A 14,176-nucleotide genomic window follows, 5' to 3' on the forward strand; every position below is an offset into this window, starting at 1 on the left:
GACGACGCGCTTTTTTTATCCGTCGTACGCGACGTCGGCGAGCGGCGCGACCGTCGCGTCGGCCGTCGGGGCGAGCGCCATCGCGGTGACGGCGTCGTCGCCGGCGCGAGCGCGCGCCCGAACCAGCGCGAGTTCGTCGTCGTCGGCCGTCGCCGTCTCCCGTGACGTCTCGGTCCCGAGGAGCGTGCCCCTCCCCGACTCGGTCCAGTCGGCGACGGTCGCGACCGACCGATCGGTCGCCAACTCGACGACGCGGGACGGATCGAGCGCCGGAACCGGATCGTACCGCGTCTCGCTGTTCTCGACGATGCGGACCGTCGGCGCGGTCACCAGGCCGAACCGTCGCCCCGCGTCGGCGCGGTAGACCCGGCGGAACAGCGTCGCGACGACGTCCCGGCTGGCGCTCAGCTCCACGTCGCCGGCGAGGTCCGTATCGACCGTCGTCTCGACGGTGACCGTCTCGGCGACGGCCCGCGCGTACCCCGCCGCGGCCGCGGCGTCGTCGGGGAGGGTCGCCGGCGCCGACGCGCTCGCCTCGATCGGCTCGCTCTCCTCGGGGACGAGGCCACAGCCCGCGAGCCCCGCGAGACCGGCGAGGAGGGATCGGCGGCGCATATCACTTCCAGAACCGGCGAGCGAGCCGGTCGAGCAGCCCGGGATCGGGGTCGGCGAGGTCCCGCCAGAGCGCGAAGGCTTGGACGGCGTCGGCGACGTCGCTGGCGACGGCGGTGCGTCGTGCCGGCGCGACGACGATCAGGTTCACCTCGTAGTGGCCGTAGTAGCCGAACTTCAGCAGGGTGCGGTCCCGGAACCCGGAGACGAACTCGCGGACGTCGTCGGGAATCTCGTCGGCGACGAGGACGAAGGTGACGTCGGTCCGGTAATGTTCCTCGTGGCCGGTCACGCGCTCGTCGGCCACGTCGTGCCCGAGGTCGACCAGCCGTTCGAGTTCGGCGACGGTGGGGCGGCCGACCCGGCGGGCGAACAGGTACTCCTCGGACTCGTGGTCGGCGTAGGAGAGCGCGGGGTGGACGAACTGCTTCTGGTTCACCACCCGCAGTTCGCCGTAGAGGTCCCAGCGTTCGCCCGCGACGTGGGCGTCCCTGTCCAGGTCGTAGCTGTGCATCAGACGGTCACTCACCCGGTCGAGATACGGGTCGTCGGGCCAGTCGGGGATCGCCTCGACCACCTCGTCGGGGAGGTCGGCCGCCCGGGCCTCCTCGGGAGCCCCCCAGTCGTCGGCGGGGGCGTCCGGCGAGTCCGGCGATTCGGACGCGGGGTCGGCCCCCGACGGGGCGGCCGCCGGGTCGTCGCTCATCGGCGGCGACGGCGGCGGGTCGGTGTCGGCGTCGCGAGTCGGTGCATGGGGGGGCGTACTCCGGCGACGGTGAAAAGCGCATCGCGGCCGGGATTTAAGCCGCTGGCGGCCCAAACACGGACGATGGCGAAGGATACCGAAGCGTGCGGCCGCTGCTCGATGAGCGTCGTCGTCGACGCGGTCGACGAGGACGACCACGACCCGTTCGGCGACGAACGGATCGAGGTCGACCGCGAGTCGATGGAGCGGGCGTCCCCGGAGGCGTGGCTCGCGCGGGTCTCGACGCGGATCGACGACGCGGTGACGCGGTTCGTCTGGAACCGTTAGGGCTCGTAGGCGTGGACGTCGCCGTCGACCGCCGGCGCGCCGATAGCGACGACGTCGACGGTCTCGGTCGCGTCCTCGGGGTTGTACGCGAACTGCGGGCTGCCGGGGTCGACCGTGAGCAGCGTATCCGGCCCCGCCTCCAGGGTTCCTTCGGGCGTGTCGACGTGGAGCGTCCCCGAGAGGACGTAGAAGGCCTCCTCCTGGTCGTCGTGGTAGTGGTAGGCGAGCGGCAGTTCCTCGCCCGGTTCGGCCGTGTAGCGGTTGATCGCCATCTCCGAGAGGCCGGCGGGGTCGGACAGCGACCGGCGCGTACAGGGGCGGTCGGGGTCCGGTTCGACCTCGTCCGTGTCGACGACGTGGTAACCCATACGCCAACCCGGTCGTGGCGATACAAAAAGGTCGTCGTCGCAGGCGTCACGGCTCGGCGTGGCACGGAACGGTTTTGTGCACCGACGCCCTGAGGGCCTGACAAGCGATGGAAGAGAGCGTATCCGGATTCAAGCGCCGGGGGACGTGGCCGGAGATCGTCGAACACGGCGAACGCATCACGCACGCCCTCCGCGAGGCCGGCGGCGGCGGCGAGGCGTTCGAGGAGTGGGACGAGTGGCGACCCAAGTCCCACGAGCGCCTCGGCGAGGACGTCAACGAGAAGACGGCCGAGCAGGCGAGCGTCGGCGAGGGGGAAGGCGAGAAGGCGGGCAAGAACCCCGACGAGGACCTCCGCACGGCCGGCGAGAAGCTCTCCGAGTCCTACGAGCGCGTCGAGGAGGGCGACAACGAGGGCGCGGTCGAACAGTGGCAGGACTCGATCAACTACGTCGCCCGGGCCGCCGACTCGGCGGGGCGGAAGGCACTCCGGGCGGTCGAGGACACCGTCTACCGGAAGGTGATGACACAGCTCGCCCCCTACTACTTCGACAACGAACTCGTGAGCGCCAACATCCAGAAGACGGCGCGTGGCGGCGACGAGGATCAGTTCGTCTTCGAGGTGAACATCAACGACGACGACCTCAAGGCGGCGGTGAGCGACCGGCTGGCGAGCTACGAGGACAGCGTCGACCGCTGGCACATCGACACCGAGAAGCAGACGGAGATCGCGGAGGTCGTCGAGGGCGTCGAACCGCCGGAGAACGGCGGCGAGTCGAAGTCGACGACGAACTGAGTCGCGTGCGCGGCCGGGCGGCCCGCCGGAGCGGCGGGCCGGAGTCGGGCACCACGCCTATGCCCGAGAACCTGCTAGGGGAGCGTATGCACGTCGAGTTCGACCGCGACACCTGCATCGGGATGTACCAGTGCGTCGAGGAGTGGGCGGCGTTCGAGGAGAACCGCAACGACGGGAAGGCGGACCTCGCGGGGAGCGAGGAGACGGACCCGGACCTGTTCGTTCGCGAGGTGCCCGAGGACGCCGAACTCGACGCCGAGTTCGCGGCACGGACTTGTCCGGTCGACGCCATCGAACTGTACGACGACGACGGCGAGCGGATGGTCTAGACGGGCGGCGCCCTCGGAGACGGCGGCCGCCGGGACGGACCACTTTCACCGCGGTTCGCCAACCCTTAACCCCGCCGGCGACCACGTTCGGACGATGGCGGCCACCGACGACGGCGATCAGGCGTACGTCGACCACCCCCTGTTGGTCCCCGAGGTCATCGAGCGGCGGGAGTACCAGCGGCGACTCGCTGACACCGCGAGCGAGGACCACACCCTCGTCTGCCTGCCGACGGGCCTCGGCAAGACGACGGTGAGCCTGCTCGTGACCGCCGACCGCCTCCACGAGGTCGGCGGGACGGCGCTCTTTCTCGCGCCGACCAAGCCGCTGGTCCAGCAACACGCCGCGTTCTACCGCGAGGCGCTCACGGTTCCGGACGACGCGATAACCGTCTTCACCGGGGAGGTGCGACCGGACGACCGGGCCGACCTCTGGACCGAGAGCCGGGTGGTCATCGCGACGCCGCAGGTCGTCGAGAACGACCTGATCGGCGGCCGCATCTCGCTTGCCGACGTGACACACCTGACCTTCGACGAGTGTCACCGCGCGACCGGCGACTACGCCTACGTCTACATCGCGGAGCGCTACCACGCGGACGCCGAGGCGCCGCTGGTGACGGGGATGAGCGCCTCGCCCGGCGGCGACGAGGAGGCGATCATGACCGTCTGTGAGAACCTCGGCCTGCGCGAGGTGGCGGTGATGACCGAGGACGACGCCGACGTGGCCGAGTACACCCACGACACGGACGTCGAGTGGGAGCGGGTAACCCTCCCTGACACGATACTGGAGATCAGGGACGCGATCAACGAGGTGATCGTCGACCGCCTGGAGACGCTGAAGGAACTCGGCGTCACGAACACGACGAGTCCGGACCTCTCACAGCGGGACCTCAACCGGATGCGCGGACAGCTGCAGGACCTCATCGACGCCGACCAGTCCGAGGGCTACGAGGGGATGTCCGTCCACGCCGAGGTGATGAAGCTTCGTCGGGCCGTGGAACTCGCGGAGACACAGTCGGTGGAGTCCCTCCGCAGATACTTCGAGCGCCAGCGCAACGCCGCCCGCGCCTCGGGTGCGTCGAAGGCGAGTCAGCGGCTAGTCGCGGAGCCGAAGGTGCGGGACGCGATGCGGACGGCCGAGGAGTTCGACGACCTCCACCCGAAGTTCCGGCAGACCCGCGTCCTGCTGGCCCAGACCCTCGGCATCGGCGGCGGCGAGCGCGTCATCGTCTTCACGGAGTCGCGGGACACCGCCGAGGCACTCACCGACTTCCTGAGCGAGAGCTTCGACGTGCAGCGGTTCGTCGGCCAGGGCGACAAGGACGGCTCCGACGGCATGACCCAGAAGGAGCAAGGCGAGACGCTCGACGCCTTCCGGGCCGGCGAGTTCGAGGTGCTGGTCTCCACCTCCGTCGCCGAGGAGGGACTGGACGTCCCCGAGGTCGACCTGGTCCTGTTTTACGAACCCGTTCCCACGGCGATCCGATCGATCCAGCGGAAGGGCCGGACCGGGCGCCAGGAGGAAGGCCGTGTCGTCGTCCTCATGGCCGAGGACACCCGCGACGAGGCGTTCTTCTGGATCTCCCGCCGCCGGGAGCAGGAGATGGAAGACGAGTTGGCGAAGCTGAAAGGCGTCGCCGACGAGATGGCGGCTGAACTCGACGACGGCCAGACCGCCCTCGACTCGTTCGACGACGAGTCGTCGGCCGGAGACGAGGGAGGGAGCGCCGCGGAGGCCGACGGCGGGGCGAGCGCACGGCCGGGGCTGGCCCAGTTCGGGAGCGCGGACGACGGCTCCGGATCGACGGACGACGACGGCGTCGTCGCGACCGCCGAGGGTGACGACGAGGGGGTCGAAATCGTCGTCGACCAGCGGGAACTCGACTCGGCCATCGCACGGGACCTCTCGACCCGCGAGGGCGTCGAGACGCGACTGGAGACGCTAGCGGTCGGCGACTACGTCGTCTCGGACCGCGTGGCCGTCGAGCGCAAGACCGTGTCCGATTTCCTCGATACGCTCACCGGCGGCGACCGCTCGCTGTTCGAGCAGGTGGGCGACCTCTCCCGTCACTACGCGCGGCCGGTCGTCCTGCTGGAGGGTGAGGGACTTTACGAGGAGCGAAACGTCCACCCCGACGCCATCCGCGGCGCGCTGGCGTCGCTCTCGGTCGACTTCGGCGTGAGCGTCCTGCGGACCGAAGGGGAGGCGGACACGGCTGACCTGCTGGCAGTACTCGCGAAACGCGAACAGACGACCAGCGACCGCGCCGTCAGCGTCCACGGCGAGAAGAGCGCGAAGACCCTCGACGAGCAACAGGAGTACGTCGTGGGTGCCATCGCGGACATCGGCCCCGTGACCGCCCGCTCGCTCCTGGAACACTTCGGGAGCGTCGAGGCGGTGATGACCGCCCGGGAGGAAGACCTGCTGGCGGTCGACGGGGTCGGCGAGGTGACCGCCGACCGCATCCGGACCGTGGTCGGCAGCGACTACGACTAGAACCGACTGCGCCCGTCGAGCGCCGCGAGCGTCTCGGCGGCCTCGCGGGCGGCGGCCAGCAGCTCCCTGGCGCGACGGGGGTCGTCCGTCTCTTCCGCTGCGCGCGCGAACCGATCGAGCGTCCGCGAGAGCGACGCCCGGGTGTCGTCGAGGTCCGGCGCGGCTCCGGTCCCCGCGCCGCGGCCCCCGGCGGCACCACGAGACCGGTCGGCAGCCGGCGGGTCGGCGTCCCCGCCGGTCGGAGCGGGGCGACGGTCCCGGGCGACGGCCGGTGCCGAGGGACCGGCCTCCGTGTCCGTCTCGTCCCGGACCGCTTGGGCGTCGGCGCCCGTCTCGGCGGGGTCGGCGTCCGCTCCGGTCGCGTCGGCGCCCGTCTCGGCGGGGTCGGCGTCCGCCTCGGCTGCCGCGGACGAGGCGTCCTCGGCGTCGGCGTTCGGGGCCTGACACGTCGGGCAGAACTCCTCGCCGTCGTAGCGGAAGATGGGGTCGCCACACGCGTCGCAGTGGTTGTTGGTCATCGTCGCCCCCTTCAGGAGGAGTTCGCTCATGCGCTGTGTCGACGCGCGCTTCTCCCGGTCCTGCTCGTACTTCTCCCGGAGTCGCTCGCGCTCCGCCTCCTTGTCGAACTCGCTCATGGACGGAGAGAGGCGGCCGAGGTCGAAAAACCCCACGGGACGGCGATCAGGGGACATCGCCGCCGTCCGACGGTCGGGTGTTCCGAAGCGTTTAATCGGGACCCCCGGCCAAAGGTAGGTGAAATGACGAAAGTGAGCGTCATCGGCGCGGCGGGCACCGTCGGGGCCGCGACGGCGTACAACATCGCGCTCCGCGACATCGCGGACGAACTCGTCCTGGTCGACATCCCGGACATGGAGGCCGAGACGGTCGGGCAGGCGGCCGACGTGAACCACGGCGTCGCCTACGACTCGAACACGGTCGTCCGGCAGGGCGACTACGCGGCGACCGAGGGGTCGGACGTGGTCGTCATCACGGCGGGCATCCCCCGCAAGCCCGGACAGACCCGGATCGACCTCGCGGGCGACAACGCCCCCATCATGGAGGACATCGGCTCCTCCATCGCCGAGTACAACGACGACTTCGTCTCGATCACCACCTCGAACCCGGTGGACCTCCTCAACCGTCACCTCTACGAGACGGGCGACCGCGACCGGCACACGGTGATCGGGTTCGGCGGCCGCCTGGACTCGGCGCGCTTTCGCTACGTCCTCTCCCGGCGGTTCGACACGCCCGTCCGGAACGTCGAGGCGACGATCCTCGGCGAACACGGCGACGCGCAGGTGCCCGTCTTCTCGAAGGTCCGGGTCGACGGCCGCGACCCCGAGTTCTCGGCCGACGAACGTGAGGAGATCCTCGGCAACCTCCAGGAGTCGGCGATGGACGTCATCGAACGCAAGGGTGCGACCGAGTGGGGGCCCGCGACGGGCGTCGCCCACACGGTCGAGGCCGTCCTCCGGGACACCGGCGAAGTGCTCCCTGGGAGCATCGCCCTCGACGGCGAGTACGGCTACGAGGACACCGCGTTCGGCGTCCCCCTCAGACTCGGCGCGAACGGCGTCGAGGAGGTCGTCGAGTGGGACCTGGCCGACTACGAGACCGACCTGATGGACGAGGCCGCCGAGAAACTCGCCGACCAGTACGGGAAGATCGCCTGAGGTTTATCATCGATCCCGCGGCCACCGGCCCCGTGACCTGACGAGGGCCGCGGGACGCTCGCGGGAGCGCGGCGCCACGTCCCGCGTCGCCGCCGGGGCGCCGCCTGCTCGCTACAGTCGTCTCGTCAGCGCCTCGACCGTCTTCTCACCGACACCCTCGACGTCCCGTAGATCCGCGACCGAGGCCGCCCGCACGTTCTCGACGCTCCCGAACCGTCGGAGGAGTCGCCGTCGCGTCTCGGGGCCGACGCCCGGCACCTCGTCCAGGGCCGTCGACACCTCGTCGCGGACGGTGCCGTGGTACTGGACGGCAAAGCGATGGGCCTCGTCGCGGACGCGCTGGCAGAGGTGGAGGTGTGGCGCGTCGGCGTCCCAGTCGTGGACGCCGTCGGGCGCGATCACCCGCTCGTCGGCCTTCGCCAGCGCGACGGCGGGGACGTCCCACCCTGCCTCGGCGAGGGCGTCCCGGGCGGCCGCCAGTTGCCCCTCGCCGCCGTCGATCAGGAGAAGGTCCGGATCGGGGCGGTCGTCCGTCCCGTCGACGGCCCGGTCGGCCCGCCAGCGGACGAGTTCGCGCATGTTCGCGTAGTCGTCGTTGCGGTCGGTGAGCTTCTTCCGGCGGTAGGCCGCCTTCTCGGCGCTCCCGTCGACGAAACAGACGTCGCTGCCGACGGCCGACCGACCGCCCGTGTGGCTCACGTCGAACCCCTCGATGCGCTCGACCCGTCCGTCGAGGCCGAGCGCGTCGGCGAGGCGGGCGCCGCCGTCGTCGCGGCCGGTCCGACTGCGCGCGTTCTTGAGCGCGAGGTCGACCAGTTTGGCCTCGCGACCGGCGCCGGGGACGCGCAGGGCGACGCCCGCCGCGTCCAGCCACGCACGCACCTCGTCGTCGTCGAGGCGCTCGGGGAGGAGGACGGCGTCGGGGAGGTCGCGGTCGGCGTAGTACTGAGGGATGAACGCCGCGAGGAGGGCCGCGGTGCGGTCCTCGCCCTCGGGGGCGTCGAGGCGGTGTCGCGACCGGTCGACGAGTTGGCCACGCTCGCTGTGGAGACGGGCGACCGTCGCCCGGTCGCCTTCCACCGCCGCACCCAGCACGTCGACCGTGCGCTCGTCGGCCGGCGCGGTCACCGCCTCGCCACCCGACCCGTGGAACGACTCGACGACGTCGAGGCGGTCCCGGAGGTTGGCGGCGCGCTCGAAGGACTGTGCCTCCGCGGCAGCCGCCATCTCCCGGCGGAGCGGATCGGCCAGTGCGCCCGTCTCGCCCTCGAAAAAGCGGACCGCCGCGCGGACGTCCTCGGCGTACGAGGCGGGATCGATCTCGTCGGTGCAGGGCGCGCTACACAGGCCCATCTCGTAGTCGAGACAGGGACGGTCCCGGCCGCGATACTTGTGGTCGGAACAGCCACGGAGGCCGTACACCTCGCGGATCGCCTTCACGACCGTCTCGACGCTTCCCTTCTCGGTGAATGGCCCGAACACGGTCGCCCCCTCGTCGGGGTCCCGAGTCACCTCGATCCGGGGGATCCGGTGGTCGGTGAGTTGGACCAGCGGGTAGGATTTGTCGTCCTTCAGGCGGACGTTGTACCGCGGCTGGTGGCGCTTGATGAGATTTGCCTCCAGCAGGAGCGCCTGGGTCTCGGTGTCGGTGACCGCCACGTCGATCCGGTCGGCGCGGTCGACCATCCGCCGGATGCGGTCGCTTCGCGGGTCGGCGTAGGCGCGGACGCGGTCCCGGAGGTCGACCGCCTTGCCGACGTACTGGACGTCCGCATCCGCGTAGAAGAGGTAGACGCCCGGGTCGGTCGGGAGGTCGGCGGCGCGCTCGCGAACCCCACTCGCGTCCATCACCGCGTCCGTAGCGATTCCGCACGGATGAGCCTGACGCGTCGACCGCGAGTTTCATCGTTGAGAATCGTAGGAAAACGTTAAGGAGAGACGTGGCTACGGCAGTCACATGAATCACGCTCCCGACTCACACGGATCGGAACCGTCGGCGGGCGACACCCGTTCCGAACGGGGTCGGACCGACGGCGGTCGAGACGACGCCGTCACGATCGAATCGATGGACGCCGACGTCGAGACGGACGAAACGGGAGCGACGAACGGGGCCCACGAGACGGTCGAAGTGGACCTCAACGTCGACGACGACGTCCTCATCGACGGTGTGGGGATGCCGGTGTTCATCCTCGATCGGGACGGCGCCATCGCGGCGTGGAACCACAGCATCGAGGAGCTGACCGGGAACGGCGACGACGTGGCCATCGGGTCGACGGCTCCGAGCACGGTGTTCTACCCGGACGGACGGGAGCGGGAGATGCTGGCCCAGACGGTACTCGACGCCCCGGAATCGGCCGACGAGCGGTCGGACGTGGAACTCGAAGACGAGGCGCTGTCGCTGTACGCGACCGACGAGACGCTGACCGACCGCTGGGGGAATACGCGTCACTTCCGACACACGTCGATGCCGCTGTACGAGGACGGGGAGTTCGTGGCGGTCATCCAGGCCATCCGCGACCGGACCGACGAGGTCAGACGACAGGAGGCGGTCGCGGACCTGGTCGAGGAGGTCAGGGGCACGCTCCACGACCTGGCCGACGGTCGCCTCGACTCGCGGGCGGCGTTCGACGCCGACGGACGGGCGGTCGACGACCGCCTCGCGGGGGTCGTCACGGAGTTGAACCGGACGGCCGAGGAGTTCGAGAGCCTCGCCAGCCAGGTCGACGACGAGACGCAGTCGCTGGCCGACGCCATCGACCGGACGGCGACGGCCGCGGCCGACATCGCGGAGAACGTCGACGACCAGAACGGCCTGCTCCAGGAGGGTGCCGAGGAGATGCAGTCGTTCAGCGCGAGCATCGAGGAAGTGGCGGCGACGACCGACGAGGTGGAGTCGGCCGCCGACGAGGCACGGGGCGCGGCGACGGAGGGGTTGGACGCGAGCGAGGACGCCCGCGAGGCGACCGAGAGCGTCGTCGACGTGGGCGAGGAACTCGTCGAGGACGTGACCGCCCTCGGCGACCGGATGGACGACATCGAGGAGGTGGTCGAGGTCATCTCGGAGGTGGCCGACCGGACGAACCTGCTGGCGCTCAACGCCAACATCGAGGCGGCGCGGGCGGGCGAGGACGGCGACGGGTTCGCCGTCGTCGCCGAGGAGGTGAAGAGTCTCGCCGAGCAGACCCACGAACACACCGAGGAGATCACGGACGACATCCAGACGCTCCAGGCCCAGACCGACGAGACCGTCGACGCCGCCACCCGGTCGGTCGAGCGGATCGGGACGGCGAGCGAACAGATCGACGAGGTACTGGAGACGTTCGAGGAGATCGCGGAGACCATCGACCGGGTGGCGGACGGCGTCGCGGAGGTGTCCCGGACGGCCGACGACCAGGCGGCGACCGGTGAGGAGCTGACCGCGACCATCGAGACGCTCCGGGATCGGGCGACCGAGACGGCCGAGGCCGCCGATCGGATCGTCGCGGCGGCCGACGAGGCCGACGCGGCGGTCGACGAACTCGTGCGGAGCGTGGACGAACTGCGGGCGAACGAAGCGCGCACCGACGGCCGGTAGGTCGAGGCGGACGATCCGGGCGAATATAACCCGCGGGCGACGATAGTCCGACCATGAGCGACGGATCGACGCGGCTGTGGCTGGTCGAGCGGACCTACGACGACAAGGGGCTGATCTCGCTGGTGTACGCGACGACCGACGGCGAGGCCGTCCGGCGGATCGAGCGCGCACCGATCGCCGTCGAGCGGTCGGGGGGCGTCACCGCGGCCGTCGAGGCGGAGCGGGACGCACTCGCCCCCGTGGAGGAGGCGTCGCTGCGGGAACGGTACGCGGCGGAGGCCGAGCGGATGGCCGAAAACCACGACCCCGAGGAGACGGTCTGAGGCCCACACCTAAACTCTTTAACCAGGACTGGACCAAGGGGTTCCCATGGCCGCAATCGAACTCGACGGCGTGACCAAACGCTTCGGCGACGTCACCGCCGTCTCGGACCTCGACCTCACGGTCCCCGAGGGCGAGGTGTTCGGCTTTCTCGGACCGAACGGTGCGGGGAAGTCGACGACGATCAACATGTTGCTCGATTTCGTCCGCCCGACGGCAGGCGAGGTGCGCGTCCTCGGCATGGACGCCGGCCGCGACAGCGTCGCGGTGCGCCGTCGGACGGGCGTCCTCCCCGAGGGATACGACGTGTACGAGCGTCTCACCGGGCGCAAACACGTCGAGTTCGCCATGCGCTCGAAGGAGGTGGACGGCGACCCCGACGCGGTGCTCGAACGGGTGGGCATCGCCGACGCGGCCGACCGCAAGGCCGGCGGCTACTCCAAGGGGATGCGCCAGCGACTCGTCCTCGGCATGGCGCTGGTCGGCGAACCCGACCTGTTGATCCTCGACGAGCCCTCCTCCGGCCTGGATCCGGGAGGCGCCCGCGAGATGCGCGATATCGTTCGGGCCGAGGCCGACCGCGGGACGACCGTCTTCTTCTCCAGTCACGTGCTGGGGCAGGTCGAGGCGGTGTGTGACCGCGTGGGCATCATGCGCGCGGGCGAACTCGTCGCGGAGGACAGCATCGAGGGCCTGCGCGGCGCCGTCGACGAGGGCGAGACGCTGACGGTCACCGTCGACGCCGCCAGCGAGGAGGACCTCGGGGCGGTACGGGCACTCGACGGCGTCACCTCGGCGACGACCGACGGCGGCACCGTCACCGTCTCCTGTGAGGCCGACGCGAAGACGTCGGTCATCGGCGCGCTGGAGGACGTCGGGGTGACGGTCGAGGACTTCCAGACCGAGGAGACGTCGCTGGAGGACCTGTTTCTCGCGTACACCGAGGGCGAGGAAGGGGAGGTGTCGGCATGACGTGGACCGCCGTGGCGCGCAAGGACTTCCAGGACGCCATCCGGTCGCGGTGGGTCGCGGGGCTGTCCACGCTGTTCGTCCTGCTGGTGTCGGCGGCGGCGTATCTCGTCCGGCCGGCGCCGGGCGAGACGATCAGTTCGAACGCGGTGCTCAACTCCCTGGTCGTCCGTGACGCTCTGGTGACGACGCTGGTGCCGTTGCTCGCGCTCGTCGTCGCGTACAAGGCCGTGGTCGGCGAGCGGGAGTCCGGGTCGCTGAAGCTCCTGCTCTCCCTGCCACACTCGCGGGCGGACGTGGTGTTCGGGAAGGTGGCCGGACGGGCGGCGGCCATCGCCGCGCCCATCTCGGTGGGCTTTCTCCTGCCCGCGGTGGTCCTACTGGTCGCGCCACCCGTGAACTTCGACGTCGTGTCCTACGTCGGCTACACGCTGTTGACGGCGATCCTCGGGGTGGCCTTCGTCGCCATCGCGGTCGGGTTCTCCGCGGCCGCGTCGTCGAGCAGGCGGGCGGTCGCCGGCGCCATCGGGATCTACTTCCTGTTCGTGCCGCTGTGGGGGGCCGTCAGGTTCCCGCTCCAGCTCTACCTCGGCATGGGCGGCGGGCCGTCGTGGCTCCCCCTCACGGGCCAGCAGGTGTTGCGGATGCTCCGCCTGATCAACCCCACCGGATCGTTCAAGATCGTCTCGAACGCGTTCCTCGAGGGGTCGCTGTACACGGGGGGCCAGGTGAACATGCAGGTGTCCGCGACGTTGATGCTGGTGCTGTGGATCCTCGTCCCGCCCCTGCTGGGCCTGCTGTGGTTCCGCGAGGCCGACCTATAGGTCGGCGACGTCCTCGATGGCGTCGGTCAGGGCCTCGACGCTTTCGACCGTGTGTTCGCCCATGTGACCGATCCGGAACGTCTCCTCGCCGAGGTCGCCGTAGCCGTTCGAGAAGACCATGTCGTACCGCTCGGAGACGGCGTCGATGGTCGCGGCGACGTCGATGTCCCGCGTGTTCCGGATACAGCTCACCGTCCGTGACTCGTAACCCGCCTCCGGGAAGAGATCGAAGTGCTCGCGGGCCCACTCGCGGGTGTACTCGGCCATCTCGCGGTGGCGCCGATCCCGCGCCGCGTGGCCCTCGTCGAGCATGTGTTTCATCTGCTCGCGGTAGGCGAGCATGACCGGGATGGCGGGCGTGGAGTGGGTCTGGCCCTTCCGGTCGTAGTAGTCGAGACAGCGCTGGAAGCCGCCGTACCACGACGCGGAGTCCGACTCGAGCTCGCGCTGGTAGGCGTCGTCGCTGACGACACAGACCGCGAGACCGGGAGGCATGGCGAAGGCCTTCTGGGTCGAGGCGAAGATGACGTCGATCCCGTGGGCGTCGATGTCGACGTGGTCGCCGCCGAGCGCCGACACCGCGTCGACGACGAAGTAGGTGTCCGGATAGTCGGCGACCACGTCGCCGATCTCCTCGATCGGGTTCCGGACGCCGGTCGAACTCTCGTTCATCACGCAGGTGACGACGTCGTAGTCGGCGTCGCTGCGTTCGAGGCGTCGGCGCACGTCTTCGGGTTTGACGGCCTGCCCCCACTCGTATTCGAGTCGATCGACGTCCTTGCCCAACCGCTCGGCCACGTTGGCGTGACGCTCGCCGAAGGCGCCACAGGTCGTACAGAGGATGTGTTCGTCGACGAGGTTGAGCGTCGACGCCTCCCAGAACTCCGTGCCGGAGGCCGTCAGGACGATGACCTCCTTGTCGGTGCCGAGGAAGTCCTTGGTGTCCTCGACGATGGTCGTATAGAGGTCGGTCATCCGGTCCATCCGGTGGCCGAACATCGGCTGGGACATCGCATCGAGGACGTCCTCTCGCACCTCGGTGGGGCCGGGGATGTACAGCGTCTTGTCGGGGTAGTCGTCCGTGTATTCGCGTTTCTCGGTCATGCCACCACTGCCGGAAACGGGGGCACGCGGCGACATGGTCCTTTTGATACCGCCCCCGGCGACGACGACGCTCCGTTCGGT

15 protein-coding genes are annotated in these 14,176 nt (G+C 70.1%); 9 read left to right on the forward strand and 6 right to left on the reverse strand.

The features are described from left to right. Nucleotides 1-15: 15 nt before the first annotated feature. Complete coding sequence (locus EI982_RS12065) at nucleotides 16-615, reverse strand: DUF6517 family protein (RefSeq protein ID WP_157689934.1); 600 nt, start codon at nucleotides 613-615, stop codon at nucleotides 16-18. Nucleotide 616: 1 nt separating this feature from the next. Further along, nucleotides 617-1,318: a DUF8052 family protein gene (locus EI982_RS12070; RefSeq protein WP_157689935.1), complete on the reverse strand. Its 702-nt coding sequence runs from the start codon at nucleotides 1,316-1,318 to the stop codon at nucleotides 617-619. 123 nt (nucleotides 1,319-1,441) lie between these two features. On the opposite strand from EI982_RS12070, the gene EI982_RS12075 reads away from it, so the two are divergent. After that, the gene (locus tag EI982_RS12075) at nucleotides 1,442-1,645 is read left to right on the forward strand and encodes a DUF8007 family protein (RefSeq protein WP_157689936.1); all 204 of its coding nucleotides are present in this window, start codon (nucleotides 1,442-1,444) and stop codon (nucleotides 1,643-1,645) included. On the opposite strand, the gene EI982_RS12080 is transcribed toward EI982_RS12075, so the two are convergent. Continuing rightward, nucleotides 1,642-2,013, reverse strand: a complete 372-nt coding sequence (locus EI982_RS12080; RefSeq protein ID WP_157689937.1) for a cupin domain-containing protein — start codon at nucleotides 2,011-2,013, stop codon at nucleotides 1,642-1,644. The genes EI982_RS12075 and EI982_RS12080 overlap by 4 nt on opposite strands. A 107-nt stretch (nucleotides 2,014-2,120) precedes the next feature. Here EI982_RS12080 and EI982_RS12085 point away from each other — a divergent pair, with 107 nt between their 5' ends. From EI982_RS12085 to EI982_RS12095, 3 genes are all read left to right on the forward strand, one after another. Next, entirely contained in the window at nucleotides 2,121-2,807 is a 687-nt protein-coding gene (locus EI982_RS12085) for a DUF5828 family protein (RefSeq protein WP_157689938.1), read from the forward strand. Nucleotides 2,808-2,893: 86 nt separating this feature from the next. Next, the gene (locus EI982_RS12090) at nucleotides 2,894-3,136 is read left to right on the forward strand and encodes a ferredoxin (protein WP_157689939.1); all 243 of its coding nucleotides are present in this window, start codon (nucleotides 2,894-2,896) and stop codon (nucleotides 3,134-3,136) included. Nucleotides 3,137-3,230: 94 nt separating this feature from the next. Then, a complete protein-coding gene (locus tag EI982_RS12095; protein ID WP_157689940.1) occupies nucleotides 3,231-5,630 on the forward strand; it encodes a DEAD/DEAH box helicase in 2,400 nt (799 codons plus the stop codon). Here the strand turns inward: EI982_RS12095 and EI982_RS12100 are convergent. Continuing rightward, on the reverse strand, nucleotides 5,627-6,265 hold the full coding sequence (locus tag EI982_RS12100; protein ID WP_157689941.1) for an Sjogren's syndrome/scleroderma autoantigen 1 family protein: 639 nt from the start codon (nucleotides 6,263-6,265) through the stop codon (nucleotides 5,627-5,629). The two genes, EI982_RS12095 and EI982_RS12100, sit on opposite strands and share 4 nt — an antisense overlap. A 123-nt stretch (nucleotides 6,266-6,388) precedes the next feature. Here EI982_RS12100 and mdh point away from each other — a divergent pair, with 123 nt between their 5' ends. Continuing rightward, on the forward strand, nucleotides 6,389-7,303 hold the full coding sequence (gene mdh, locus EI982_RS12105; RefSeq protein WP_157689942.1) for a malate dehydrogenase: 915 nt from the start codon (nucleotides 6,389-6,391) through the stop codon (nucleotides 7,301-7,303). A 111-nt stretch (nucleotides 7,304-7,414) separates the two neighbouring features. On the opposite strand, the gene EI982_RS12110 is transcribed toward mdh, so the two are convergent. Further along, nucleotides 7,415-9,151, reverse strand: a complete 1,737-nt coding sequence (locus EI982_RS12110; protein WP_157689943.1) for an excinuclease ABC subunit C — start codon at nucleotides 9,149-9,151, stop codon at nucleotides 7,415-7,417. 109 nt (nucleotides 9,152-9,260) lie between these two features. On the opposite strand from EI982_RS12110, the gene EI982_RS12115 reads away from it, so the two are divergent. From EI982_RS12115 to EI982_RS12130, 4 genes are read left to right on the forward strand one after another with little or no spacing between them, the layout of a single operon-like run. Further along, on the forward strand, nucleotides 9,261-10,877 hold the full coding sequence (locus EI982_RS12115) for a methyl-accepting chemotaxis protein (RefSeq protein ID WP_199243609.1): 1,617 nt from the start codon (nucleotides 9,261-9,263) through the stop codon (nucleotides 10,875-10,877). A 53-nt stretch (nucleotides 10,878-10,930) separates the two neighbouring features. Next, nucleotides 10,931-11,200 carry a DUF7967 family protein gene (locus tag EI982_RS12120; RefSeq protein ID WP_157689944.1) on the forward strand — a complete coding sequence of 90 codons (270 nt, stop codon included), beginning with the start codon at nucleotides 10,931-10,933 and terminating at the stop codon, nucleotides 11,198-11,200. Nucleotides 11,201-11,246: 46 nt separating this feature from the next. Beyond that, nucleotides 11,247-12,170, forward strand: a complete 924-nt coding sequence (locus EI982_RS12125) for an ABC transporter ATP-binding protein (protein ID WP_157689945.1) — start codon at nucleotides 11,247-11,249, stop codon at nucleotides 12,168-12,170. Then, on the forward strand, nucleotides 12,167-12,991 hold the full coding sequence (locus EI982_RS12130; protein WP_157689946.1) for an ABC transporter permease subunit: 825 nt from the start codon (nucleotides 12,167-12,169) through the stop codon (nucleotides 12,989-12,991). The genes EI982_RS12125 and EI982_RS12130 overlap by 4 nt, the downstream gene beginning before the upstream one ends. Here EI982_RS12130 and EI982_RS12135 read toward each other — a convergent pair. Then, nucleotides 12,986-14,095: a pyridoxal-phosphate-dependent aminotransferase family protein gene (locus EI982_RS12135; RefSeq protein ID WP_157689947.1), complete on the reverse strand. Its 1,110-nt coding sequence runs from the start codon at nucleotides 14,093-14,095 to the stop codon at nucleotides 12,986-12,988. The two genes, EI982_RS12130 and EI982_RS12135, sit on opposite strands and share 6 nt — an antisense overlap. Nucleotides 14,096-14,176: the final 81 nt, after the last annotated feature.

The sequence above is a fragment of the Haloplanus salinarum genome (assembly GCF_009762275.1).
Lineage (GTDB): Archaea > Halobacteriota > Halobacteria > Halobacteriales > Haloferacaceae > Haloplanus > Haloplanus salinarum.

What these genes read in the sequence shown, in the direction of transcription:
- EI982_RS12065 (WP_157689934.1), bottom strand. Translation starts at nt 615, where the DNA reads ATGCGCCGCCGATCCCTCCTCGCCGGTCTCGCGGGGCTCGCGGGCTGT.
- EI982_RS12070 (WP_157689935.1), bottom strand. Translation starts at nt 1,318, where the DNA reads ATGAGCGACGACCCGGCGGCCGCCCCGTCGGGGGCCGACCCCGCGTCC.
- EI982_RS12075 (WP_157689936.1), top strand. Translation starts at nt 1,442, where the DNA reads ATGGCGAAGGATACCGAAGCGTGCGGCCGCTGCTCGATGAGCGTCGTC.
- EI982_RS12080 (WP_157689937.1), bottom strand. Translation starts at nt 2,013, where the DNA reads ATGGGTTACCACGTCGTCGACACGGACGAGGTCGAACCGGACCCCGAC.
- EI982_RS12085 (WP_157689938.1), top strand. Translation starts at nt 2,121, where the DNA reads ATGGAAGAGAGCGTATCCGGATTCAAGCGCCGGGGGACGTGGCCGGAG.
- EI982_RS12090 (WP_157689939.1), top strand. Translation starts at nt 2,894, where the DNA reads ATGCACGTCGAGTTCGACCGCGACACCTGCATCGGGATGTACCAGTGC.
- EI982_RS12095 (WP_157689940.1), top strand. Translation starts at nt 3,231, where the DNA reads ATGGCGGCCACCGACGACGGCGATCAGGCGTACGTCGACCACCCCCTG.
- EI982_RS12100 (WP_157689941.1), bottom strand. Translation starts at nt 6,265, where the DNA reads ATGAGCGAGTTCGACAAGGAGGCGGAGCGCGAGCGACTCCGGGAGAAG.
- mdh (WP_157689942.1), top strand. Translation starts at nt 6,389, where the DNA reads ATGACGAAAGTGAGCGTCATCGGCGCGGCGGGCACCGTCGGGGCCGCG.
- EI982_RS12110 (WP_157689943.1), bottom strand. Translation starts at nt 9,151, where the DNA reads ATGGACGCGAGTGGGGTTCGCGAGCGCGCCGCCGACCTCCCGACCGAC.
- EI982_RS12115 (WP_199243609.1), top strand. Translation starts at nt 9,261, where the DNA reads ATGAATCACGCTCCCGACTCACACGGATCGGAACCGTCGGCGGGCGAC.
- EI982_RS12120 (WP_157689944.1), top strand. Translation starts at nt 10,931, where the DNA reads ATGAGCGACGGATCGACGCGGCTGTGGCTGGTCGAGCGGACCTACGAC.
- EI982_RS12125 (WP_157689945.1), top strand. Translation starts at nt 11,247, where the DNA reads ATGGCCGCAATCGAACTCGACGGCGTGACCAAACGCTTCGGCGACGTC.
- EI982_RS12130 (WP_157689946.1), top strand. Translation starts at nt 12,167, where the DNA reads ATGACGTGGACCGCCGTGGCGCGCAAGGACTTCCAGGACGCCATCCGG.
- EI982_RS12135 (WP_157689947.1), bottom strand. Translation starts at nt 14,095, where the DNA reads ATGACCGAGAAACGCGAATACACGGACGACTACCCCGACAAGACGCTG.